Annotated in this window: 21 protein-coding genes; 13 read left to right on the top strand and 8 right to left on the bottom strand. The window is 63.8% G+C overall.

The annotated features are described in order from the left end of the window. Nucleotides 1–2 precede the first annotated feature (2 nt). The 4 genes from ureC (at nt 3) to AC5ZFO_RS03085 (ending at nt 3,422) form a co-directional block, all read left to right on the top strand. Entirely contained in the window at nt 3–1,706 is a 1,704-nt protein-coding gene (gene ureC / locus AC5ZFO_RS03100) for an urease subunit alpha (RefSeq protein ID WP_282519919.1), read from the top strand. A 137-nt stretch (nt 1,707–1,843) separates the two neighbouring features. Then, the gene (locus tag AC5ZFO_RS03095; protein ID WP_282519920.1) at nt 1,844–2,428 is read left to right on the top strand and encodes an urease accessory protein UreF; all 585 of its coding nucleotides are present in this window, start codon (nt 1,844–1,846) and stop codon (nt 2,426–2,428) included. Further along, the gene (gene ureG / locus AC5ZFO_RS03090) at nt 2,425–3,114 is read left to right on the top strand and encodes an urease accessory protein UreG (protein WP_282519921.1); all 690 of its coding nucleotides are present in this window, start codon (nt 2,425–2,427) and stop codon (nt 3,112–3,114) included. Before AC5ZFO_RS03095 ends, ureG begins: the two co-directional genes overlap by 4 nt. Beyond that, nucleotides 3,111–3,422 carry a chorismate mutase gene (locus AC5ZFO_RS03085; RefSeq protein WP_282519922.1) on the top strand — a complete coding sequence of 104 codons (312 nt, stop codon included), beginning with the start codon at nt 3,111–3,113 and terminating at the stop codon, nt 3,420–3,422. The genes ureG and AC5ZFO_RS03085 overlap by 4 nt, the downstream gene beginning before the upstream one ends. 79 nt (nt 3,423–3,501) lie before the next feature. On the opposite strand, the gene AC5ZFO_RS03080 is transcribed toward AC5ZFO_RS03085, so the two are convergent. The 3 genes from AC5ZFO_RS03080 to AC5ZFO_RS03070 form a co-directional block, all read right to left on the bottom strand. Further along, on the bottom strand, nt 3,502–3,855 hold the full coding sequence (locus tag AC5ZFO_RS03080; RefSeq protein WP_282519923.1) for a hypothetical protein: 354 nt from the start codon (nt 3,853–3,855) through the stop codon (nt 3,502–3,504). 200 nt (nt 3,856–4,055) lie between these two features. Further along, nucleotides 4,056–5,093: a thermonuclease family protein gene (locus tag AC5ZFO_RS03075; protein ID WP_496121312.1), complete on the bottom strand. Its 1,038-nt coding sequence runs from the start codon at nt 5,091–5,093 to the stop codon at nt 4,056–4,058. Nucleotides 5,094–5,333: 240 nt separating this feature from the next. Beyond that, nucleotides 5,334–5,828: a hypothetical protein gene (locus AC5ZFO_RS03070; protein ID WP_282519925.1), complete on the bottom strand. Its 495-nt coding sequence runs from the start codon at nt 5,826–5,828 to the stop codon at nt 5,334–5,336. A 279-nt stretch (nt 5,829–6,107) separates the two neighbouring features. Here AC5ZFO_RS03070 and AC5ZFO_RS03065 point away from each other — a divergent pair, with 279 nt between their 5' ends. The 3 genes from AC5ZFO_RS03065 (at nt 6,108) to AC5ZFO_RS03055 (ending at nt 11,235) form a co-directional block, all read left to right on the top strand. Beyond that, nucleotides 6,108–9,164, top strand: a complete 3,057-nt coding sequence (locus tag AC5ZFO_RS03065) for an ATP-binding protein (protein WP_282519926.1) — start codon at nt 6,108–6,110, stop codon at nt 9,162–9,164. Between the two features lie 320 nt (nt 9,165–9,484). Continuing rightward, nucleotides 9,485–10,705, top strand: a complete 1,221-nt coding sequence (locus tag AC5ZFO_RS03060; RefSeq protein WP_496121310.1) for an OpgC domain-containing protein — start codon at nt 9,485–9,487, stop codon at nt 10,703–10,705. Between the two features lie 41 nt (nt 10,706–10,746). Continuing rightward, on the top strand, nt 10,747–11,235 hold the full coding sequence (locus AC5ZFO_RS03055; RefSeq protein WP_282519928.1) for a DUF2059 domain-containing protein: 489 nt from the start codon (nt 10,747–10,749) through the stop codon (nt 11,233–11,235). A 48-nt stretch (nt 11,236–11,283) separates the two neighbouring features. Here the strand turns inward: AC5ZFO_RS03055 and AC5ZFO_RS03050 are convergent, their stop codons facing one another. Continuing rightward, nucleotides 11,284–12,489: an ABC transporter substrate-binding protein gene (locus AC5ZFO_RS03050; protein WP_282519929.1), complete on the bottom strand. Its 1,206-nt coding sequence runs from the start codon at nt 12,487–12,489 to the stop codon at nt 11,284–11,286. Nucleotides 12,490–12,643: 154 nt separating this feature from the next. Between AC5ZFO_RS03050 and AC5ZFO_RS03045 the strand changes: the two genes are divergently transcribed. Continuing rightward, nucleotides 12,644–14,257, top strand: a complete 1,614-nt coding sequence (locus AC5ZFO_RS03045) for an acyl-CoA synthetase (RefSeq protein WP_282519930.1) — start codon at nt 12,644–12,646, stop codon at nt 14,255–14,257. Nucleotides 14,258–14,273: 16 nt separating this feature from the next. After that, nucleotides 14,274–15,281 carry a zinc-dependent alcohol dehydrogenase family protein gene (locus AC5ZFO_RS03040; protein ID WP_282519931.1) on the top strand — a complete coding sequence of 336 codons (1,008 nt, stop codon included), beginning with the start codon at nt 14,274–14,276 and terminating at the stop codon, nt 15,279–15,281. Here the strand turns inward: AC5ZFO_RS03040 and AC5ZFO_RS03035 are convergent. Beyond that, a complete protein-coding gene (locus AC5ZFO_RS03035) occupies nt 15,278–16,210 on the bottom strand; it encodes an AraC family transcriptional regulator (protein ID WP_282519932.1) in 933 nt (310 codons plus the stop codon). The two genes, AC5ZFO_RS03040 and AC5ZFO_RS03035, sit on opposite strands and share 4 nt — an antisense overlap. Before the next feature lie 195 nt (nt 16,211–16,405). Beyond that, nucleotides 16,406–17,602: an MFS transporter gene (locus AC5ZFO_RS03030; RefSeq protein WP_496121456.1), complete on the bottom strand. Its 1,197-nt coding sequence runs from the start codon at nt 17,600–17,602 to the stop codon at nt 16,406–16,408. A gap of 196 nt (nt 17,603–17,798) precedes the next feature. Here AC5ZFO_RS03030 and AC5ZFO_RS03025 point away from each other — a divergent pair, with 196 nt between their 5' ends. The 3 genes from AC5ZFO_RS03025 to AC5ZFO_RS03015 all read left to right on the top strand — a co-directional run bounded on the left by AC5ZFO_RS03025 (nt 17,799) and on the right by AC5ZFO_RS03015 (nt 20,742). Next, nucleotides 17,799–18,602, top strand: a complete 804-nt coding sequence (locus tag AC5ZFO_RS03025) for an MBL fold metallo-hydrolase (protein WP_282519933.1) — start codon at nt 17,799–17,801, stop codon at nt 18,600–18,602. Nucleotides 18,603–18,759: 157 nt separating this feature from the next. Next, complete coding sequence (locus AC5ZFO_RS03020; protein ID WP_282519934.1) at nt 18,760–19,779, top strand: alpha/beta fold hydrolase; 1,020 nt, start codon at nt 18,760–18,762, stop codon at nt 19,777–19,779. 15 nt (nt 19,780–19,794) lie between these two features. Continuing rightward, the gene (locus AC5ZFO_RS03015; protein ID WP_282520082.1) at nt 19,795–20,742 is read left to right on the top strand and encodes a fatty acid desaturase; all 948 of its coding nucleotides are present in this window, start codon (nt 19,795–19,797) and stop codon (nt 20,740–20,742) included. Nucleotides 20,743–20,798: 56 nt separating this feature from the next. Here the strand turns inward: AC5ZFO_RS03015 and AC5ZFO_RS03010 are convergent, their stop codons facing one another. After that, a complete protein-coding gene (locus AC5ZFO_RS03010; protein ID WP_282519935.1) occupies nt 20,799–21,032 on the bottom strand; it encodes a hypothetical protein in 234 nt (77 codons plus the stop codon). A 138-nt stretch (nt 21,033–21,170) separates the two neighbouring features. Then, nucleotides 21,171–22,154, bottom strand: coding sequence for a helix-turn-helix transcriptional regulator (locus tag AC5ZFO_RS03005; RefSeq protein ID WP_282519936.1), 984 nt, complete (start codon nt 22,152–22,154; stop codon nt 21,171–21,173). Between the two features lie 84 nt (nt 22,155–22,238). Here AC5ZFO_RS03005 and AC5ZFO_RS03000 point away from each other — a divergent pair, with 84 nt between their 5' ends. Beyond that, nucleotides 22,239–22,883 carry a glutathione S-transferase family protein gene (locus AC5ZFO_RS03000; protein WP_496121306.1) on the top strand — a complete coding sequence of 215 codons (645 nt, stop codon included), beginning with the start codon at nt 22,239–22,241 and terminating at the stop codon, nt 22,881–22,883. The last annotated feature ends 17 nt before the right edge of the window (nt 22,884–22,900 follow it).

Raw genomic sequence — 22,900 nt, 5'->3', positions numbered from 1 at the left:
ACATGTCCCACACGATGAGCCGCGCGGCCTATGCGCAGATGTTCGGCCCCACGGTCGGCGACAGGGTGCGCCTGGCGGATACCGACCTGTTCATCGAGCCCGAGAGGGACCTCACGATCTATGGCGAGGAGGTCAAGTTCGGCGGCGGCAAGGTCATTCGCGACGGCATGGGACAATCGCAGCTCACGCGCGCGCAGGGGGCGGTCGATACGGTCATTACCAACGCGCTGATCCTCGATCACTGGGGAATCGTCAAGGCCGACATCGCGATCAGGGACGGGCTCATTGCCGCCATCGGCAAGGCGGGAAACCCCGACATTCAGCCGGGTGTCTCGATCATCATTGGGCCGGGGACGGAAATCATCGCGGGCGAGGGCAAGATCATCACCGCCGGCGGAATGGATACGCACATTCATTTCATCTGCCCGCAGCAGATCGACGAGGCGCTTTTCTCGGGCGTGACGACCATGATGGGGGGCGGCACCGGACCGGCCGCAGGGACGACGGCGACGACCTGTACGCCGGGGCCGTGGCACATCCATCGGATGCTCGAGGCGCTGGATGGGTTCCCGATGAACTTCGGCATTTTCGGCAAGGGCAATGCGAGCCTGCCCGCAGGCCTGGTCGAGCAGATCGAAGCCGGCGCGTGCGGCCTGAAGCTGCACGAAGACTGGGGCGCGACGCCCGCATCGATCGACTGCTGTCTCTCTGTCGCCGACGACCTGGACGTGCAGGTCATGATCCACACCGATTCCCTCAACGAAGGCGGGTTCGTCGAGCGCACGATCGCCGCATTCAAGGGCAGGACGATCCATGCGGCTCATACAGAAGGGGCCGGCGGCGGGCATGCGCCTGATATCATCAAGGTCTGCGGCGAGAGCAACGTCATTCCGGCCTCGACGAATCCGACGCGTCCCTACACCGCGAACACGCTCGACGAAGCACTCGACATGCTGATGGTGACCCACCATCTGGACCGTCGCATTCCGGAGGACGTCGCCTTCGCGGAGAGCCGCATACGAAAGGAGACGATCGCCGCCGAGGACATCCTGCACGATCTCGGCGCGTTCTCGATCGTGTCGTCGGATAGCCAGGCGATGGGGCGCGTCGGCGAGGTGATCACGCGGACGTGGCAGACCGCCGACAAGATGAAAAAGCAGTTCGGGCGGCTGCCGGAAGAGACCGGGCAGAACGACAATTTCAGGGCTCGGCGCTACGTCGCGAAATACACCATCAATCCGGCCATCGTGCAGGGAATGTCACGCCATGTCGGTTCGGTCGAGGTCGGAAAGCTCGCGGACATTGTCGTCTGGGATCCCGCATTCTTCGGCATCAAGCCCGACATGGTCTTGAAGTCGGGCATGATCGTCGCCGCGATCATGGGTGACCCCAATGCATCGATACCGACGCCTCAGCCGGAATATTACCGGCCGATGTTCGGCGCCTTTGGCCGTTCTCCCGGCCGAAATTCCGTGACCTTCGTCAGTCAGGCCTCGCTCGAGACGACGAGACAGCTGGGCCTGGCCAAGCAACTCCTGCCGGTCTCGAACACGCGATCGATCGGCAAGCATTCCATGATCCTCAACGACGCGCTGCCCCTCATGGAGGTCGATCCCGAAACCTACGAAGTTCGGGCCGACGGACGGCTGCTCACGTGTCCGCCGGTGAATGTGGTCCCGATGGCGCAGCGCTATTTCATGTACTGACGCGTTGCCGGCATGGTGGTGCGATGACAGACCAGAGTTATGGACATACGGCGCTGGCGTTCCTGAGGCTGCAGAGCTGGCTCTCGCCGTCGTTCCCGAACGGGGCCTACAGCTACTCGCACGGACTGGAGTGGGCCGTGGAGGCCGGCTATGTCTCCGATCGGCGCAGCCTGATCGATTGGCTCGAGGCCGACCTTTGTTACGGCTCCGGCCGAAACGAAGCCATCTTCTTCAGCGAAGCCTACCGATGCGTGGCCGAGGGCGCCGAGGACCAGCTCCCGGATCTGGCCGAACTCGCAGCCGCGTCCCGCGGCACATCCGAATTCGTGCTCGAATCCGCCCAGCAATCGTCCGCGTGCCTGACGACCCTTCGCAGCGTTTGGCCGGATCGAATTCTGGACATGTTCTCCGACCCGAAATGCCCGCCCGTGTTGGCCGTCCTGCTCGGAGCGCGAGCGGCGCGCGAGCGGATTGCCGTCGACATCGCGCTGCCGGCGTTCCTGCACAGCTACATCGCCAATCTGGTGAGCGCGGGGGTGCGATTGGTGCCTCTCGGTCAGACCGATGGTCAGCTTGCCATCGCGGCGCTCGAGCTGCCGATCCTGTCGCGCAGTGACATCGCAAGGCGTGAGACGGTCGACGATCTCGGTTCGGCGGGCCTGATGGTTGAGCTCGCGTCGATCGCACACGAGCTCCAATATACGAGGTTGTTTCGGTCATGAAGACGATTGAACGCGAGAGCAGGTCTCTTCGCACACCTGGCATTGCGGCAACCAACGGGCCGCTACGCGTCGGCATCGGCGGCCCGGTCGGTTCCGGAAAGACGGCGCTGGTCGAGGCGTTGTGCAAGCACCTGCGCGATTTCTACGAGATCTACGTCATCACCAACGATATCTACACCAAGGAGGATCAGCTCATTCTGACCCGTGCGCAGGCGTTGGCAGCAGAGCGCATCATGGGGGTGGAGACGGGCGGCTGTCCGCATACGGCCATACGGGAGGACGCCTCGATGAACCTGGCGGCGATCCACGACATGAACCGGAAGTTTCCGGACGCGGAGCTTTGCTTCGTCGAGTCGGGCGGCGACAATCTCGCCGCCACCTTCAGCCCGGAGCTTGCGGATCTGACCGTCTACGTGATCGACGTCGCCGCAGGAGAGAAGATCCCGCGCAAGGGAGGGCCGGGGATCATGCGATCCGATCTGCTGGTGATCAACAAGATCGATCTGGCTCCCATGGTGGGCGCGAATCTGGAGATCATGGAAGCGGACGCGCGGCGGATGCGAGGCGCGCGACCGTTCATCTTCTCCAATCTGAAGAGTGGCCAGGGTGTCGAAGAGATCGCGGGCTTCATTCTGCAGAAGGGCGGGTTGTCCGCCGCGACGCTGTCCGGAGGTGCCGATCGATGACGGATGATGACCGGGAGTTTGTCGGCGATCTCGCCAGGCTGCGCCGCAGCATCGACAATCTGGATGCGGCGATGGTGCACCTGCTCGCGGAACGCTTTCGCTGCACTGATGCGATCGGAGAGCTCAAGGCCAGGCATGGACTGGAGTCCCGGGATCCCAGACGTGAAGCGGCGCAATTGAAGCGGCTTCGCTTCCTCGCCGCACAGAGCGGGCTCGATCCGGATTTTACCCGGAAGCTGCATGCCCTGGTCGTTCGAGAGGTCGTCATCAATCATGAGGCGGTGAAGTTCGGTTCGGGAGCCGGCTAGGAACGATCGCTTTTACAACGATCCATTTCACGGTGGAGACCGGACAAGGCGCCACATTCCACTGGTGTTTGCTCGGTCGTTACGCGGACTGGTCGACCAGACTGCCGGGCTGCTGGCCCTTCTTCTCCAGCTGCTTTTCGATGGCGTCCCGGATCTTCTGCTCCACCGCCGCTCTCTGGTCCGGGCTCATGTTGGCGAGGTCGGCCTCGCTGAGATTCATGCTCTTCAGAATGCCAGCCCGCATACGGTCGAGGGGATTCATCTTCGCGTATTTCAGGAACTCCTGCACGACGCTGCTGTCGCCCGATGCGCCGTCTTCGCTTGCTTGCGAGAGCCCGCCATTGTCGGTCACCGACGGCTTCGATGCAGTGGTCGATGAGCCCGCTTTTGCAGGCTGGTAGCCGAAGATTGAAGCTCCTGGCGTGACTTGCATGTTCGGTCCCCCGAGACGATCGCGTAGGGCAAGCAACGTGCGTGCCAAATCCTCTCGCTGGATTTCCCGATGTTTCCGGGCTCGTGCTCATCGGCGGCTTGAAAAAATTGCCGGTGCGGCGGCGTCGCCGGCAAAGTTTGCCCGGTCACCTGCGCGAATCCGCTGCCGGCCGTCGATCCTGGTCGGCCGCGCGCGCCTCCTCAGAACGTCGTGATCGGCTTGCCGTCCGCCCCCACGAGGCTCGACGGCGCCTCGCCGAACACCAGCCCCTCCGGCTGAAACTTGATCGTCTTGCCGCCCTCGACGAAGTCGGCGAAATTGTGCGGCGTGGCCGAGTGCACGCCGTTGCTCAGGAAGTCGTCGATCTCGTAGCAGGTGTCGGGCTTGCCGCCGGAGCCTTCGCCCAGAAATTTCTGGAAGGTCTGGCTCGTCACCTTCGCCTTCTTGCGCGCCGACCAATTGGTGTAGCGGCGATAGAGCTTTGGCAGGATCACCGGGCCCTTGTCGGTCGCGAGCACGTCGGTCTCGTTCTTCCTGGGTTCGCGCAGGTCGAAGTCGAAGGCGGGAATCGTCTTGGTGAGATGCTTCCAGACCGGCAGCTTCTGCGCGCGTGCGGGCTTCGCGAGCGCGAGGAAGGCCTTGATCTCGTCGTCGTTCATCGAAGAGTAGAACGTCGGATAGGCAAAGCCCTGCTCGACCAGCCAGTGGTTGATGTCGATGGTCTTGCCGGCGACCGTGATCTCGATGTCGCCGACCAGCCGGCCATAGGTGTCGAACACCTCGTTCGGCGCATCGACATGGGTGAACACGCGGCAGGCGAGCGTCGGCCCGCCGGCGCTGCTGAGGAAGTCATGCAGCGCCTTGCTCGTCGTCGCGCCAAGAAACTGCCGGTAGGGGTGTGTGACCTCGTGATAGGCTTGGCGCTTGGCGTCGCTCAGGCCCTTCTTCTCGGCGGCCGAGAGCGGCGAGGGCTGATAATGCAGCTCCGGCGCGTCGATGCCCTGGAGGCGAATGGTGAGCTTGCCGTTCTTGATCGGCGCCGTCGCGGTCCGGCCCTTGACCTTGGCGCCCTCGAAGACATGGGTCGGCTGAAACGGCACCGAGTCGTTCTTGCGGAAGCGGATCGCATCGGGGGCGACATTCACCACGACCTTGGTGGTGTCGGCGTCCGACCGGCCCTCCGGCCAGAACTGGCCGACATCGATGGTGCCTACGACCTCCAGCAGTCCAACGGGCATCGGGCGCTCCTGTCAAACGAACGCGGCGGTCGCCTCATCGAGGCGACTCGCGCACGCGCTGGCAGGTAGCGGATCATCTTCGTGCGACAGGCCCATGACGGTGCGCGGCCGCGAGACAGTGCAACGCGGCCTTCGAGCGGAGCGGGCGGGGCATGATTGGTCCGTCGTGCAACGCATGCTGTGGCGACGACGGACCATCCTAGATTGGTGCGGAAGCCTCCGCGCTGCTCCCGCTCGGAATCAGGGTCGGTACGGACAGACCATCGTCAGGTGGAGCAGCGTCGGCGCCTGGTCCTCGCCGTTGTCGTATTCCCACTCCAGCCGGATTTCGTGCCGGTCGGCATAGGCCTCGCTCGCCGCGTGGGTGATGATGTTCGTCTTCATCGGGATCGGCGGCTCGGAATTGAAGCACTTCCGCACGCAGGCATCGAGCAGCGCGCATCGTGTCAGCGGGATCACGCCGGGCTCGTCCTTGGACAGCGGGACCGTATTCAACTGCGTGGTGAGGTCGACGCGAGCCCGTCCCTTCTCCTTGTGCCAGTACGCCGCGCTCCCGTCCGGCCATTTGTCCGCCTGCGTCAGGATCAGATGGTACTGGCCGTACTCCAGGGTCGGCACGTGGATGTCGGGCGACGCCTTGAGGATGTCCACGCTCCTCTGCATGTTTTCCAGAGGGAAATAATTGTCGTTCATCAAATCTTTGAATGAAGCCCCGGTGTAGGTTCTCGACCCCATCGTCTTTTCCCTCAATATGTCCTTGGCTTTGCGAAATACATAGCTCCGCGACGCCGGTTAGTTTGCCAACCTGGCTCCGCCGGAATATGCCCCATCTTTGCTGGGATTTGCGTACGCTACCACTCAGGACTGTGTTTCGTCCAGATCGCCAACCGCACCGTGCCCCGCTAAACGGCGATGGGCAAGTCCGATTGCTAAGCGGTTCTTGATAGGTATTCTTACCAGAGTTGCTCGCGGGCGCTGGACGACAGCGATGCCGCGATCCTTGAAGGCGCAGGAATGCATTGCTTCGCGTGTCAGTCGGCGATTGATCCGGGCGATAGCTGGTGCTCCAAGTGTGGGGCGGCGGTACGTCGGCGTGCTGATCCCGACAGCGAGCGGCGGTTTGTGACAATTCTCCGAGCCGACGTCATCGACTCCACAGGGCTTGTTGCCGAACTGGAGCCGGAGGAGGCCGTCTCACGCCTGGAGCCCGCGCTGGCGGCCATGAGGGGCGCGGTACGCCAGTTTGGCGGCATCGTCAGCAAGGAATTGGGGGACGGCTTGGCCGCTGTCTTTGGTGCCCCGATCGCTGACGACAACCATGCGCCGCTCGCCTGCCATGCGGCCATCGAGCTTGTCCGGCGTGTTGGCAGTCTTGGCGATCCCGGACTTCAGGTTCGGGTCGGCCTCCATTCGGGGCACGTCGTCGCCTATATGGTCGCCAGCGAGTTTTCCAAGGTCTACGAGATCGGAGGAGCCGCTCAGCATCTTGCCGCGCGGCTGGAGGCAGCGGCCGAGGCCAATCAGATCTACGTGTCGGAAGCCTGCCAGAAACTCGCGGATGGACATGTCCGGTTCGAATCCTTGGGTCTCAAGGTGCTGCGCGGATTCAACGAGCCGCTGCCGGTCTACCGTGTCGTCGGAGCGAGCGACCTTTCAAGCTGGCGGGTGCGACGAGCCCGGAGCGTTTCGCGGTTTGTCGATCGCACGACCGAGCGGGCCCTGTTGGGACGTGCCGCGGAGAGGTCTAGTGCAAGCCGGCAGACGGTCCTTCTGATCGGCGATGCAGGCATCGGAAAATCGCGGCTCGCACATGAGTTCGCCCAGGTGCTCAAGGCCGATGGCTGGCGGTTGATCGACGCTGAGTGCAGCCCGAACCTTCAGGGCGTACCCTTCAGCGCGCTCAAGCGCACTATACTTTCAATCTTCGAAGTTATCGCAAGAGATTCGGATGGTCTGGTCGACATCAAAAAGGAGTTGCGGGCAATCGATCAGCTCGCGATCGATTCCATATTGGATATTCAGGTCGAGGATCCTCGCTGGAGTGAGTTGGAGCCTTACGCGCGCGCGCGTGCCATTTCCGATGCAAGTTGCGCCATCGTTCAAAGCTTGGCCCTCCAGCAGCGCACCGTTCTTCTCATCGAGGACCTGCACTGGATCGACCGAGCCAGCGATACGGTTGTTGCTGCAATCGCGTCGTTGCAGAGCCCCAACCTGATAGTTTTTCTAACGAGCAGGCCGAACGGCATGCCTGAGTGGATCGCGCGCTGCCACGCGGAAGTGATCGCAATGCGCCCCCTGGACGACGATTCGGGATTGGCCATGTTGGCCGATATGCTCGGACCGTCGGCGATGAACACCGATTTGAAGAACCGGATCATCTCTCATACTGCCAACGTTCCCCTGTTTCTCGAGGAAGTCTGCCGTGGACTGAAAGATAGTGGCACGCTTCGCGGTCAGTGGGGTGACCTTGCGCTCGTTCGACCTATTGACGAGCTCGGCATCCCCACCAGCATTCAGGGGGTGATTGCGGCGCGGCTCGATCGTGTCTCAAGGCAGGAACGCTCGGTTCTCCAAATAGCGGCGGCGCTGGGGCCGCGCTCAAGCGTGATGATGCTGCGGAACGTCGCCGCGCTGCCCGAAGACATTCTCCAGGATTGCCTCGGAGCGCTCGACCGAGCCGAGATCCTCGTCAGGATCGATAGTGAACTTGAGGACTCGATCGAGTTCCAGCACGAGATGGTTCGCCAAGTGACCTACGAGTCGATGGTCGAAAAGGTGCGCGAAAATATACATGGGCGAATTCTTGCGGCCTTCGAAAGCGACGAGACATGGAGCGACGGTCCTGACACGCTTTGCTACCACGCAATGCGCGCGAAGGATTGGCTGAAAGCGTTCGGGTACGGGAGAGGTGCCGCGCAGAAATGTCTTGTGCGCTCGGCGTATGCCGATGCGGTCGACTATTTCGGGATCGCGATGAGTTCGCTCGACAAGATGCCGATGACTCTCTCGCGGGAGGCAGATGCAATCGACCTCCGGATGGAGGCGCGAATGGCATTCATCTGGTCCGGTCAGGTTGCCGAGTGGATCGATCTCGGAAAAGAGGCCGAACGCCGGGCTAGTGGAATTGACGACATCGGAAGAAAGGTCGCCGCCATGACCGTCATGGCGGGTGGACAGAATTTCTACGGAACGCCAATTGAAGCGGTTGCGCTCGGCCAGGAGGTCGTTGGCCTCGCTGAGAAGTCAGGCAACCCGGGTTGGCGCAACCTTGCACAATACAATCTGGGACAGGCCTATTTTCTCGCCGGTCGATATCGCGAAGCGGAGCAGACGTTGGCGCAAGGCCGCGCTAACCTCATGGGGCCGGAAGCAAGCGCGCCCTTCGGAACTCCCCCAAAATACACGCTCCTCCTTTGCTGCATGATGAAGAGCTTCACCCACACGGTCATGGGAGAGCTCGATATCGCCGGCCAGCTCCAGCAGCAGGCCGCCGCGATCGCGGAGGAGACGGGCCGCCCCTACGATCGCGTCGCCGCCGCCTATAGCGGCGGCTGGCTGATGCTCGGCCGCAACGAGCCCGCCGCGGCCGCCGCCATTCTCGAAGACGGTTTTGTGCTGGCGCAGAAGCACGGCATCCGGCTGTTCGTGCCGGTGCTCGCCTGTCATCTCGGCATCGCCTATCTGGAGCAGGGGCTGTTCGACCGGGCGCGCGGCATGCTGGCCGAGGCGCGCGAGGAGGCGAAGGCGGTCGGCTATACCTCGGCGGTGCTGCGCAGCTCGATCTACCTTGCGCTCGCAACCTTCCGCCTCGGCGACGTCCAGGCCGCGCAGAACATGCTGCGCGAGGCGCGCAACACCGCCCGCCAGCAGGGGTTCTCCGGCCTCGAGGCCGAGGCCCTGTTCGGCGAGGCCGTGGTGACGCCATCCTCCGGCGAGGAGAACAAGGTGGCCATCCTCGCCGCCCTGCGCGCGACCATCGCGATCGCCTCCGAGAGCGGCGCGCTGCCGCTGCAGCACAAGGCCGAGGCGATGCTGACCGGGATGCTCGCCCGGGGCGGCGAGCTGACCTGACCCTGCTCCCTGGCGTGCGATCGTACCGTCGGGCTGTTTTTTTGCCCGACGGGTCATTTGAGTTTCGCAGGCAAAGCAAGGACTTAAGAGACCGTCTCTACTGTGCATGGGGTTGTTTTCGACATTTTTTGATGGGGCGCCACCGCCAGACGGCTGTAGAGGCAGCCCCGCCCGCTCCGATGACGAAGCCCCTTGCACGGACGCCAAGGTCGGCTACCGTTGCTACTAGCCGCAGGGCCAGGTGACTTTTGATTTACATTTTTTAGCATTCGATCTTTCGGCGCCGCGACGGCGCGACGCCTACCGGACGAGGCGGGGTCATGATCACACGGGACCAGTCGGCTTTGTTGGCGCCGGTCGAGCGCGATTTGCGGCTCGATCTCTTCCGCGGCATCGGGTTGTGGATGATCTTCCTCGATCACATCCCGCACGACGTCGTGGCCTGGCTGACCTTGCGCAATTACGGCTTCAGCGACGCCGCCGAGTTCTTCGTCTTCATCTCCGGCTACCTCGTCGGCTGGATCTACGGGCCGATCGTCGCCGGCGGCTGGTTTCTCGCCGCGCTGAAGCGGCTGTGGCGGCGCGCGGGCGAGATGTATGTTGCCCACATCATGCTGTTCCTGCTGTTCACTGCGCAGATCGCGCGCACGGTCAGGAGGTTCGACAACCCGATGTATGCGGACGAGTTCAACGTTCACAAATTTCTCGACCATCCGGACATCCTGATAGGTCAGGCGCTCTCGCTGCGCTACAAGCCGGTCAATCTCGACGTGCTGCCGCTCTACATCACGCTGGTGCTCGCCGCGCCCTTCATCGTGTGGGGCCTGGTGCGCCGGCCAAACCTGACGCTGGCTGCCTCCGTAGTGTTGTACGTGTTGGCGCGCCGGTTCGACTGGAACATCGCCTCCTATCCGCCGGGCACGACCTGGTACTTCAACCCGTTCTGCTGGCAGCTGATGTTCGTGTTCGCCGCCTGGTGCGGCGTCGGCCAGATCGACAAGATCGCAAAATGGGTGTGGTCGAAGGCGGCGATGACGCTGGCGGCGGCCTGGCTCGCCTTCGCATTCCTGATCGTGATGACCTGGCACATCCCTGCGCTCGAGGCGCTGATCCCGAAATGGATGATCAAGGCGATCTACCCGATCGACAAGACCGACCTCGACATGCTGCGCTTCACGCACTTTCTGGCGCTGGCGATCTGGATGACCTATTTCATCCCGCGCCACTGGAAAGCGTTGCATTTGAAATGGGTACACCCGGTCATCCTCTGCGGCCAGCATTCGCTGCCGATCTTTTGCCTCAGCGTTTTCCTGTCGTTCTCGGCGCATTGGATCCTGATGCAATTCACCAGGGGCGTCTGGGAGCAACTCGCCGTCTCGTTCGCCGGCTTCGTCATCATGTTCGGGGCGGCGTGGCTGCTCGACCGCGCCGAGCGGGTGCCCAGCCTCTTCGTCAAGGTGACGGATGTCGACGACGAGACCGAGGCCGCCGCCGATGGCGTGCCGGTAACGGTCATCGGCGCGGCTCAGGCTCGCCGCTGAGAACACATCGCGTCGCCGGGACGATTTTTCGGGAGAGATGCATGTCGAGATTTTTGTTGACGATTGCCGGCGCCCTCCTGCTCCTCGTCTGCAACGCGTCGGCGCAAGGGCCGTCGCCCGAGGCGATGGATGCTGCGCGAAAACTCGTCGCCACGCTGAAGATCGCAGATCAGTATCGCGCGGCGCTCCCGCAGCTCCTGCTCAAGCTGAGACCCGTGGTCGCACAGGACCGGCCTGAGATCGAGCACGATTATGACGCAATGACGGCGCCGGGCTCCAACATCTACGCGCCGTTCTTTGCCTCGATGATCGACCAGATCGCCGCTCTTTATGCCCAAAACTTCACCGTCGACGAGCTGCGCCAGATCGAGGCGTTCTATGCCCAGCCTGCCGGGAAGAAGTTTCTGGAAAAGTCGGATGTGCTGGCGCAGGCGAGCGCGCAGATCGGCCAGGACGTCAACCAGAAGGCCGCCGACGAACTGAAGCAGCGCCTCATCGAGGCGCTGCGCCAGAAGGGGCACAAGCCCTGAGCTTGGACCGGCAGGGTACGCGAGGCTAGGCCTTGCGTACCGGTTGCCTCACTTCACCAGGGGACAGCCGCCGTCCTTTAGCGGCCGGAACGCCTGGTCGGCCGGCACTTCCGCGAGCAGCTTGTAATAGTCCCACGGGCCCTTCGATTCCTCGGGCTTCTTCACCTGGAACAGGTACATGCTGTGCACCATGCGGCCGTCCTCGCGGAGTGTGCCGTTGTCGGTGAACGCGTCCTTCACCGGCAGCTCGCGCATCTTCGCCATCACCGTCTTGGTGTCCCGGGTACCGGCGGCCTGGACGGCCTTCAGATAGTGCAGCGTCGCGCTGTAGGTCGCGGCCTGGTTCATGGTCGGCATGCGCTTGACGCGCTCCTGGAAACGCTTGCCGAAGGCGCGGGTCTTGTCGTTGAGGTCCCAGTAATAGGCCTCGGTGATGATCAGGCCTTGCGCGAGCTTCAAGCCCAGGCTGTGCACGTCGGAGATGAACATCACGATCGCAGCCAGGTTCTGGCCGCCGGCGACGATGCCGAACTCGCCGGCCTGCTTGATCGCGTTGATGGTGTCACCGCCGCCATTGGCGAGCCCGATGATCTTGGCCTTGGAGGCCTGGGCCTGCAGCAGGAATGACGAGAAATCGGCCGTGTTGAGCGGATGCTTGACGCTGCCGAGCACCTTGCCGCCGGCAGCCTTGACCACGTCGGAGGTGTCGCGCTCGACCGAATGGCCGAACACGTAGTCGGCGGTGAGGAAGAACCAGCTGTCGCCGCCGTTCTTGACGATGGCGCTACCGACGGTGTGGGCGTTGGCATAGGTGTCATAAGTCCAGTGCGCGGTGTAGGGCGAGCAGGATTTTCCGGTGATGTCGGAGCTTGCCGCGTCGGCCACGATCATCACCTTCTCGTACTGCTTCGACAGCTCCATCACCGCGAGCGCGGTGGCCGAGGTCGGCAGGTCGATGATCATGTCGACACCCTCGGTCTCCCACCACTTTCGCGCGATGGTGGAGGCGACGTCGGGCTTGTTGAGCACGTCGGCTGCGACCATCTCGATCGGCTTGCCGAACGTCTGGCCGCCAAAATCCTCGATCGCCATCTTGGTGGCCTCGACATTCCCCTGGCCGCCGATGTCGGAATAGACCGAGGAGAAGTCGGAGAGCACGCCGATCTTGAGCGGGGCCTGCTGGGCGGACGATGGATTGATGAAAAACGCAGACAGCAGGCCGGCCGCGAAGGCGGCGAGCGCGATCCGATACATGGCATTTCCCCCGACATTTTTAGTGGGTGCACCAGCCCAAGTTTGCCTCGGTGAAGCGGCAATTCTTGCGTCATGACGCCAGCATGCAGGCAATTTGACCCGGCCGACAGCGCCGACTACGCTTCGCGCAAATTGCAAATCCCGGGGAGTAGAAATGTCGAGCGACACCGCGGCCACCATCTCGAAAGCGCGCGAGCATTCCATTGGTGATCTTCTGCGCCGCTCGGCAGGCCGCGAGCCGGACAAGCTCGCGGTGAGCTGCGGCCATGTCAGCTGGACGTTCGCCGAGATGGACGCGATCTGCAACCGGCTCGGCCGCGGCCTGCTCGGTCTTGGCGTGAAAAAGGGCGACCGTCTCGCCGTGCTCTCGCGCAACTCGCATGCCTTTGCCGCGCTGCGTTTTGCGGTGGCCCGCATCGGCGCGGTGCTGGTGCCGATCAACTTCATGCTCAATCCGGACGAGATCAATTTCATCCTGAAGAGCTCCGGCGCAAAACTGCTCGCGACCGGTCCCGATTTCGTCGAGCCCGCGCGCGCGGCTTCGGCCAAAGGCTGCGCGGTCGAAAAGATGGTCTGGCTGCCGGGCGAGGATCCGGCCACGGCGCCCGCGGGCCTCACCACTTTCGACGATCTCCTCAACCCCGACGGCGCGTTCCTGGAGGCCTCGGTCGACAGCCGCGATCTCGCACAGATTGTCTATACCAGCGGCACGGAATCGCTGCCCAAGGGCGCGATGCTGACCCATGAAGCCGTGATGTGGCAGTACGTCAGCTGCATCATCGACGGCGGCATGAGCGCGGACGACAAGTTCCTGCACGCGCTGCCGCTCTATCATTGCGCCCAGCTCGACGTCTTCCTGGGACCGCAGATCTATCTCGGCGCCTCGGGCGTGATCACGGGCAAGCCGACCGCCGACAACATCCTGGCGCTGGTCCAGGCGCACAAGATCACCTCGTTCTTCGCGCCGCCGACGATCTGGATCGCGATGCTGCGCTCGCCGAATTTCGACAAGACCGATCTGTCGACACTTCAGAAGGGTTATTACGGCGCCTCGATCATGCCCGTGGAGGTGCTGCTCGAGCTGCAGCGCCGCCTGCCCAACGTCAAGTTCTGGAATTTCTACGGCCAGACCGAGATCGCGCCGCTCGCGACCGTGCTGCGGCCCGAGGACCAGCTGCGCAAGGCCGGCTCGGCCGGCAAGCCCGTGCTCAATGTCGAGACGCGCGTGGTCAACACGGCGATGGAAGATGTGAAAGTCGGCGAGGTCGGGGAGATCGTTCACCGCTCGCCGCATCTTCTCTCCGGCTACTACAACGATCCCGTGAAGACCGCGGCGGCATTCAGCGGCGGCTGGTTTCACTCCGGCGATCTCGCCACCATCGATGAGGACGGCCACATCACCGTGGTCGACCGCGTCAAGGACATGATCAAGACCGGCGGCGAGAATGTCGCGAGCCGCGAGGTCGAGGAGATGGTCTACCGCATCCCCGCGGTCTCCGAGGTTGCCGTGGTCGGCCTGCCCGATCCGCGCTGGATCGAGGCGGTCACGGCGATCGTCGTGGTCAAGACCGGCGAGAAGCTCGACGAGGACACCGTCATCAAGCACTGCGCCGGCCAGATGGCGCATTTCAAGGTGCCCAAGCGCGTCATCTTCGTCGACAGCCTGCCGAAGAACCCGAGCGGCAAGCTGCTCAAGCGCGAGCTCCGCCAGCGCTTCGTCGGCGGCGAGACACTCGACAAGGCGATCCAGAAGAATTTTGGGACGTAAGCACGGAGCGGTCGCCATGAAAGCCTGGCAAGTCGCGCGCGACTGGTCGATCGAGGGGATGGAGCTGGTCGATCTGCCGAAACCGACGCCTGGCCCCGGCCAGGTCGCGGTACGGATGAAAGCGGCATCGCTCAACTACCGTGATCTGCTCACGGTGCAGGGTAAGGGCGGCGTCTCCCGATTGCCGCTGATCCCGTTCTCGGACGGTGCCGGCGAAGTCATCGCGGTCGGCGACGGTGTTGCCCGCGTTGCGGTTGGCGATCGCGTCTGTCCGATGTTCTTCCAGTCCTGGATCGACGGGAAGGTGTCGGCGTCCAGCCGCCGCTATGCGCTCGGCGGCACGCGGCCGGGCGTGTTGCAGGAGGTGATGCTGCTCGATGCCGAGGGCGTCAGCCGCATTCCATCGCACCTTTCGTTCCTGGAGGCGGCGACGCTGCCCTGTGCTGGCCTCACGGCGTGGCGCGCGCTGTTCGAGGAGGCCAGGGTGAAACCCGGTGACACCGTGCTGGTGCAGGGCACCGGCGGTGTCTCGATCTTCGCGCTGCAATTCGCAAAGCTCACCGGCGCGAGCGTGATCGTGACGTCGTCGAGCGACGAGAAGCTCGAACGTGCCAAGGCGCTCGGCGCCGACCACACCATCAATTATCGTTCGGTGCCGGAGTGGGGCAAGGCCGCGGCCGATTGGACTGGCGGCGGTGTCGATCACATCGTCGAGGTCGGCGGCAAGGATACCTTTGCGCAGTCGCTCGAGGCTGTCAGGATCGGTGGCAACATTCTGGTGATCGGCGTGCTCACCGGCTTTTCGCAGCAGATCGCGATTCCAAGCCTGTTCTCCAAGAACCTGCACGTCATCGGCCTGTCGGTCGGCAGCCGGCGGATGTTCGAGGCGATGACAGCCGCGATCGGGCGCAACGGCATGAGGCCAGTGATTGACCGTGCGTTCGGCTTTGACGCCGTGCCGGACGCGTTGCGGCTGATGCAGCAGGGCGGTCAATTCGGCAAGATCGTGGTTGAGTTTGCCTAGTCCATCTCGCCGGAAAGCATCCTGACGTCGTCGGGCGTCCGTCCGAAGCGGCGGCGGAATGCGCGGTGGAAGTAGGAGACGTCGTGAAAGCCGGCGAGGTGCGCGATCTCGATGATCTTGCGCGTTCGCAGGTTTGGATTCCGAAGCAGCCGCTGCTCCAGAACGAAGCCGCTATAGGTGATGCCGGCCTGCTCGAACATCAACTGGATCGTGCGCGGGCTGATCCGGTGCGCGGCTGAAAGGACGGTGAGCGACAGCGCGGGGCTGTCGAGCTGGGCCAGGATGTCGGATTTGAGCGTTTCGAGACGCGCCGCCGCAAGGCCGCGCATGCGAGCTTGCTCGGCGACATCGCCGCGCGCGCCGATCATCAGCACGGAGAGGTCGAACAGATGCTGCGAGACTGCATCGAGCTCCGCGGGCGCGAGCTTGTCGGCATAGGTGTGCGCAAGGTCATAATATCGCAGGTACATCGCCGTGATCGGATTGGCGCCGGGAATCGACTGCGCAATCAGGTCCTCGGCATTCGGGCACGCGCGCAGCAGCGCCTTGCGCGGCAGTAGCGTCGTCCGGAAGTCGCCGTGCGTCGTCTGGGTGATATGGGCGCCCTTGATCGAGGGGTCGCCGATCGTGACGTCGCCGGCGGCGACCTCCAGCGGACGTCGTCCCATGGCCCCGCTCAGCGCCGAATTCGGCGACACCGTGATCACCAATTCGTCGTTCGTCCCCAGCGACACGAAGGAGATCGGCGTGCCGAACGAGGCCGAGAGTCGGAGGCGCGGAAGAATGGCCGGCGAAATGGTCCGGTGAACACGTCCTTCCCCGATCGGAACGAAATCGACGTCCGCGACCTGGCGGCAGAACTGCTCGCGCCATCTTTCATAGGCCTGGCCATTCGGGTCGCCATCGAATGAGAGTTGAGGCTGGATCATCGATCGGGAAGGGCAGGTTGGTTGGCGATTTACGGCAGGTTGTATCGTCAGGCCGGTGCGCCGCAACCGCAAAAGCGCTGGATTGCGTGATAAGCCACTCGCGGTGACGCGCTGTGACCGCGACCTGGTGCCGCAGCCCGGTGTGCCCGGATCGTAAAAGCAATTCGCGCCGTGATGTCCGGGCGGCCGCTTGGCTCAATACTTCTTCACCGCGGCACCGAAGGCCAGCCACAACACCATCGATGCGAGCCCGAAGCCGCCGAGCAGCAGGAAGGTCGGGCCGTAGCCGATCCATTGCGCGATCCAGCCGCCGAGCGCGGGGCTGAGACTCGCGCCGATGCCTTGCACGGTGATGACGGCGCCCTGGCCGAGATTGATGCGGCCGGTGCCGTTGAGTGAGCGCGCGACCATGCCGGGGACGGCCACCGTCTGCAGCCCGGTGCCGATGCCGTCGAGCACCTGCATCGGCACGACGCCCCACCATCCCGTGACGAAGAAGGCGAGCACGCCGCGGATGGGCAGGAACATGAAAGAGACCAGGATCACCGGCCAGTAGTTGCGCTTGCTCGCGGCCTTCATCGCGATCAGCGACGTCACGACCATCACGCCCTGCGCGATCACGACGGTGGTCGCGACGAAGGTCGGGCCGTTGGCCTGGCCTTCGGCCACCGCCGCAAGTCCATAGAGCGGTACGATCGCGGCGTTGCCGAGATGAAACAGCGCGAGCGCCAGCGCCAGCACGAGCAGCGCCCGGTGCTTGAGCAGTATGGTGAACGCATCCGGCGCGCTGTCAGGGTCATCCTCCTTGCTGCCGCGCGAGGCGCGATCGTCGATCGCCTTTGCGGGGATCATCAGCACGCAGGCAATCGCGATGGCGCCGAACACGGCCGCCAGCACGAACACGAAGACATAGCCGAACTTGTAGCCGAGATAACCCGACAACGCTGCGCCGACCATGTTGCCGGCATGGTTGAAGGCCTGGTTGCGGCCGTTCAGCGCATTGAAGCCTTTTTGTTTGGCGATGCCGAGGGTGATGCCTGTGACCGCCGGCACGATCGCGGCGCTCGCCAGCGATTGCGCGACTTGCGACAACGTGACCGCCCAGAAATTCTGCGAGATCAGGATGATTGCGGACGCAAGCACCACGCAGATGCCGGGGATGACGACCCACAGGCGCTTGTTGCGGCTGGAATCGATGAAACCGCCGATCGGCGTCGTGGCCAGCATGCCCGCGACATTGCCGATCGTCAGCGCGGTGCCGATCAATCCGGTCGCCCAGCCGCGCTCCTGGAGGAACACGCCGACGAACGGTCCGATGCCCGACTGCATGTCGGCCATGAAGAAGTTGACTGCGTAGAGGGGCCAGAGGCGGGGAGGGGAGCGCGATGCCATCGGGACGTTGAGCGACTGCCGGCGGAAATGGTCTTGCACAAGCAGGGCTGACAAGACGGGCTGACATGACCGGCCAACTGGCGCCGGGGCGGACCGGAAAGTAACATGTGCTAGCCGGGTTGGTTCCTCCGCACTTGCGATGGGAGGGCTACGGCGTCATCTCGTGGGTGTCCCCTCCTTCTTCTGGATCATGGCCATGCCTCTCTGGACCTGCGAAACCTGCGGCGCGCAATTTTCGGACAGCGGAAATCCGCCCGCATCCTGTCCGATCTGCGAGGACGAGCGGCAGTTCGTGAACTGGAAGGGCCAAACCTTCCTCACACGCGCGGAGCTGGCTGGCGGCCACCGCCTGGTCTGGCGCGATGATCTCGGCCTCACCGGCCTTGCGCTCGAGTCGAGCTTTGCCATCGGGCAGCGCGCGCTGCTGGTCCCCGACGGCGGCGGATGCGTGATGTGGGATTGCATTCCGCTAGCGACGTCGGAAGCGATCGCGCATGTGCGGTCGCTCGGCGGATTGAAGGCGATCGCGATCTCGCATCCGCATTACTATGGCGCGCTTGCCGACTGGAGCGAGGCGTTCGGCGGTGTGCCGGTCTATCTGCATGCCGATGATCGCCAATGGGTGACGCGTCCGCATCCCGCCATCGTGCACTGGACCGGTGATCAACAGCGCATCTCCGACGATGTGCTGCTGCTCCGCACCGGCGGTCATTTCGCGGGCGCGACCATGCTGCACCATGCGCGCGGTGCGGAGGGCAAGGGCGCGCTGCTCACCGGCGACATTGCGCAGGTGACGATGGACCGCCGCTTCGTCAGCTTCATGTACTCCTATCCGAACTACATGCCGCTCAACGCCTCCGCGGTGCGGCGGATCGCGGCTGCTGTGGAGCCGCTCGCCTTTGACCGCATCTACGGCGCCTGGTGGGGCCGCAACATCGCCTCCGGCGCCAAGGCCGCATTCGCAGCGTCCGTGCAGCGATACATCGCGGCCATCGCCTGACGCGCGACGACCAAAACCCCCTTGTCCTGATCTAATAACTGTACTATAAGTACAGATATTAAGCGCAGCGCAACGATGCGTTTGCTGGTCCGGCACGAACGATGCATCGTGGTTGCGGCGGGCGCATGCTGCGGCCGCGTGAGCGGGAGTTGGACGCATGACCGGGCAGCGCGACTACGAGATCTTTGAGGCCGGCGACGTCACGCTTCAGTCCGGCGCCGTCTTCCCCGCGATGAAGCTCGCCTACAAGACTTACGGCACCCTCAGCCCCGCCAGGGACAACGTTATCCTCTACCCGACCTCGTTCAGCGCCCAACACTACGACACGGAGTGGCTGATCGGGCCCGATGGCGTGCTCGACCCTACGCGCTACTTCATCATCATCCCGAACCTGTTCGGCAACGGCCTGTCGTCCTCGCCGTCGAATTCCGGCGAGGCGCCTTTCCCGCAAATCACCTATCACGACGCCATCGCGATCCAGCACCGTCTGCTGACCGAGCGTTTCGGTATCACAAAGCTCGCGCTGGTCTATGGCTGGTCGATGGGCGGCATGCAGACCTATCATTGGGCGGCGCTGCATCCCGACATGGTCGCGCGGGCCGCGGTGGTCTGCGGCAGTGCGCGCTGCGCGCCCTATAATTACGTCTTCCTCGAAAGCGTGAAGGCCGCGCTGACCGGTGATCCCGCCTTCCGCGACGGCCGCTTCGTCGAGAAGCCCGTTGCCGGCTATCGCGCCATGGGACGCGTCTATGCCGGCTGGGCGATGTCGCACGGCTTTTACCGCGACGAGCTGTGGCGGGAGGCGGGATTTACCTCGCTCGAGGATTACCTGGTCCGGAACTGGGACGCGACCTTTGCCCGGCGCGACGCCAACGATCTCCTCGCGCAAGCCGGGATCTGGCAGCGCGGTGACATCAGTCGTTGCGTTTCATTCGGCGGCGATCTCGATCGGGCGCTGGCCGCGATCAAGGCGCATGTGCTGCTGATGCCGGGTGCGACCGACCGCTATTTCGACGTCCGCGATAACGAGGACGAGCTCGGCAGGCTGATCAACGCAAAATCGGCGGTGCTGCATCCGATCCCGTCGCTGCACGGCCATCGCGCCGGCAACCCCGTCAACAATCCGCGCGACCAGGCCTTCCTCAAGGCCGAGGTCGCAGAGCTTCTCAGCAAGTAGGGCGAGCCTTCGATGATGACTGACGCGACCGTTTCAGAGCCCGGCCATCGCCTGAAGCCGCTGAGCCCGGCGATGCTGCGTGAATTGTCGGTGCGCTCCAATCTCAGGGGGGCCGCGAAAAGTCTGAGCCATTACGGCCTGATCGTGCTGGTCGGCGCGCTGGTCTGGAAGGTCTCTTCAGCCTGGGGCGTGTTATGGGCGCTGCCGCTGATGGCGGTGCAGGGCTATTTCGTCGCCTTCCTGTTCATGGCGCTGCACGAGACCGCGCACAAGACCGCGTTCAGGAGCCGTGCCCTCAACCTTGCGGTCGGCTATCCCTCGGCCTTCGTCATCGGACAACCTTACGAATATTACTGCCTGTTTCACTGGGACCATCACCGCTACACCCAGGATCCGGACAAGGACCCGGAGCTGATCGTCGGCGTGAAGCCGAAATCCGACACGCAGCTCGCGCTCGCCTATAGCGGCCTGCTTCAGGTCGCCGGCCGCCTCCGGTTGATGCTCGGCCACGCCGTCACCGGCAAGGTCACCGTGCCCTGGATTCCCGAAAACAAGCGCGCCATCATCGTGCGCGAGGCGCGCGCCTATGCCGGGCTCTATGCGCTGCTGCTCGCGCTCTCGCTATGGTTCTCCTCGGCGTTGCTGCTCTGGGTCTGGATTGTCCCGCTCATGATCGGGCAGTCCTTCCTGCGGCCCTATCTCTATGCCGAGCACACCGGCTGCGACCGCACCCGCAGCGCCTTCCAGAACACGCGCACCACCTACACCAGCGCGATCGTCAAATGGTTCGCGTGGAATATGCCCTACCACGTCGAGCATCACGCCTATCCTTCGATCCCCTTCCACGCCCTGCCGAAGCTGAACGAGATCGTGGACGGCGAGATCGTCTATCGCGGCCGCGGCTATATCGCGACGACGCGCGAGACCTGGGCCTGGTTTCGCCGGCAGCGGCAGATAGGTTAACCCAATGCAAAACTCCGGCCGCAGCGCGGCCGGAGTTTTGTCGAGGGCGTCAGATATCAGTAGATCCCGTAGGCGCAGACATTCACGACGCGGACGCGCAGGCCGTGGCGGGTCTGGACGACGCGCTCCTGGTAGCAGTTGCTGACGCCGGTGTTGACGTAGACGCCGCCAAAACCCCAGCCGGGACCCCAGTGATGATGGAAGCCGTGGGCCGAAGCCGCGGTGGGCGCGAGACCGGCAGCACCGAGCGAACCAGCGGCGATCAGACCAAGAGCAAGCTTACGAAACATTTTCATTCTCCAGTGTGGCGCTAAGGCCGTTGTTGTGTCCCTGCATCTCCGTCGGGCCGAGACGCGAACGCGTTCAGGGCGCGAGGCAGGAATCGTGTTTCAGGAATGTTTCGCGGGTTTCGGCGAAATGCGCCGCCGTCAGGCTTTTCGCGCCGCTGCGCGATAGCACGCAGCCATCGCCTGCGTCATCTCCGCCATCTTCTCGCGGAGATCGGCGGGCTCCAGCACTTCGGCCTCGGACCCCAGCCGCAACAATTCGGATGCCGCGTGCCATGACGTCTTGCCGGTCGGCACGCGCGCGATGCGCCAGCCGTCCGCATCGATGGTCTCTTCAAGTTGCGTGCGTGCCCTGACATAAGGCTGGCTCAGCGCGTCGAGCAGTTTGACGCCTAATGGCGACAGCCGCACGATCGCGACATTGGGATGCATCTCGGCTTCGAGGCGAAGCGTCGCAGCCTGCCAATAGGCGGCGAGATCGAACGCGGCGGGACGATCGAAGCGGTCGTCGAGCGCGGTGCAGTCCAGCACGCGCGCGACACGATAGGTGCGCACACTGCCGTCGACTTGGCCTGCGAGATACCAGCTGCCGCCCTTCAGCACGAGACCGAGCGGCGCGACGCGGCGCTGCTTCTCCGCGCGCCAGCTCTGGTAGCGGATCTTGATCAGCGTCCCGCGCAGAGCGGCGCCGGCAATGGTGCGCAGATGTTTGGGTTCTTCCGTCTCGCCGAACCAGCCGGGTGCATCCAGGTGAAAACGCTCCTGCATCCGCCCGGCGTCTTCGCGAAGGTTGGCCGGGAGTGCCGCCATCAGCTTGTTCTGCGCGGCGATCATCGCCGCGTCCAGCCCGAGCGCCGCGGCCGGTCCCGGCAGTCCCGCAAGGAACAGGGCCTCCGCCTCGTTCTGCGACAGGCCGTTCAAACGCACGCGATAACCGTCGAGCAGGCGATAGCCGCCCTCCGCGCCGCGGTCGGCATAAACGGGGACGCCGGACGCCGCGAGCGCGTCGATGTCGCGATAGATCGTGCGCACGGAGACCTCGCAGGCCTCCGCAAGCTCGGGCGCAGTGACCTGCCCCCTGGCCTGGAGGGTGGTGAGGATCGACAGCATTCTGCTCGCGCGCATGGTCCCTTAAACCATACCTGACACAAGATGTCAGGTATGGTCCGCTACAAGCGCCATCGCCAGCCGGCCAGATGGAGACCTGCTATGACCGATCAGAACCGCATCACCCTGTATTATTCGCCGCAAACCCGCGCCACCGGCGCGCGGGTGCTGCTGGAGGAGCTGGGCGCGCCCTACGATCTCCACGTCCTCAACATGAAGGCCGGCGAGCAGCGCCAGGGCGCCTATCTCGCCATCAATCCGCTCGGCAAGGTGCCGGCGGTCCGCCACGGCGAGGCGCTGGTGACCGAGCAGGTCGCGATCACCATCTATCTCGCCGACCTGTTTCCGCAGGCGGGGCTGACGCCCGCGCTGAATGATCCGCTGCGCGGTCCTAACCTGCGCTGGATCGCCTGTTACGGCGCATCGTTCGAGCCGGCCTTGATCGACAAGTTCATGCAGCGCGAGCCGGCGCCGATCATGCAGTCGCCCTATGCCGATTACGACACCATGCTGGGCGCCCTCGAGACGCAATTGTCGAAGGGGCAGTATCTGCTCGGCGAGCGCATGACGGCTGCCGATATCTTGTGGGGTCTCGCGTTCAGCTGGACGATGATGTTTGGCATCGTGCCGAAGAAAGATGTATTCGTTCGCTATGCCGAACGCATGACCTCCCGGCCTGCGTTCCAGCGGATCAATGCCGCCGACGATGAGATGGCGGCGCAGCACGCCGCGGCCGCAGGTGGTTGAATGATCCAGGGTTGCAG

The organism is Bradyrhizobium sp. Unk1, from assembly GCF_059512345.1.
The sequence above is the reverse complement of the archived record's forward strand: the minus strand, read 5'-3'. Positions and strand labels throughout refer to the sequence as shown.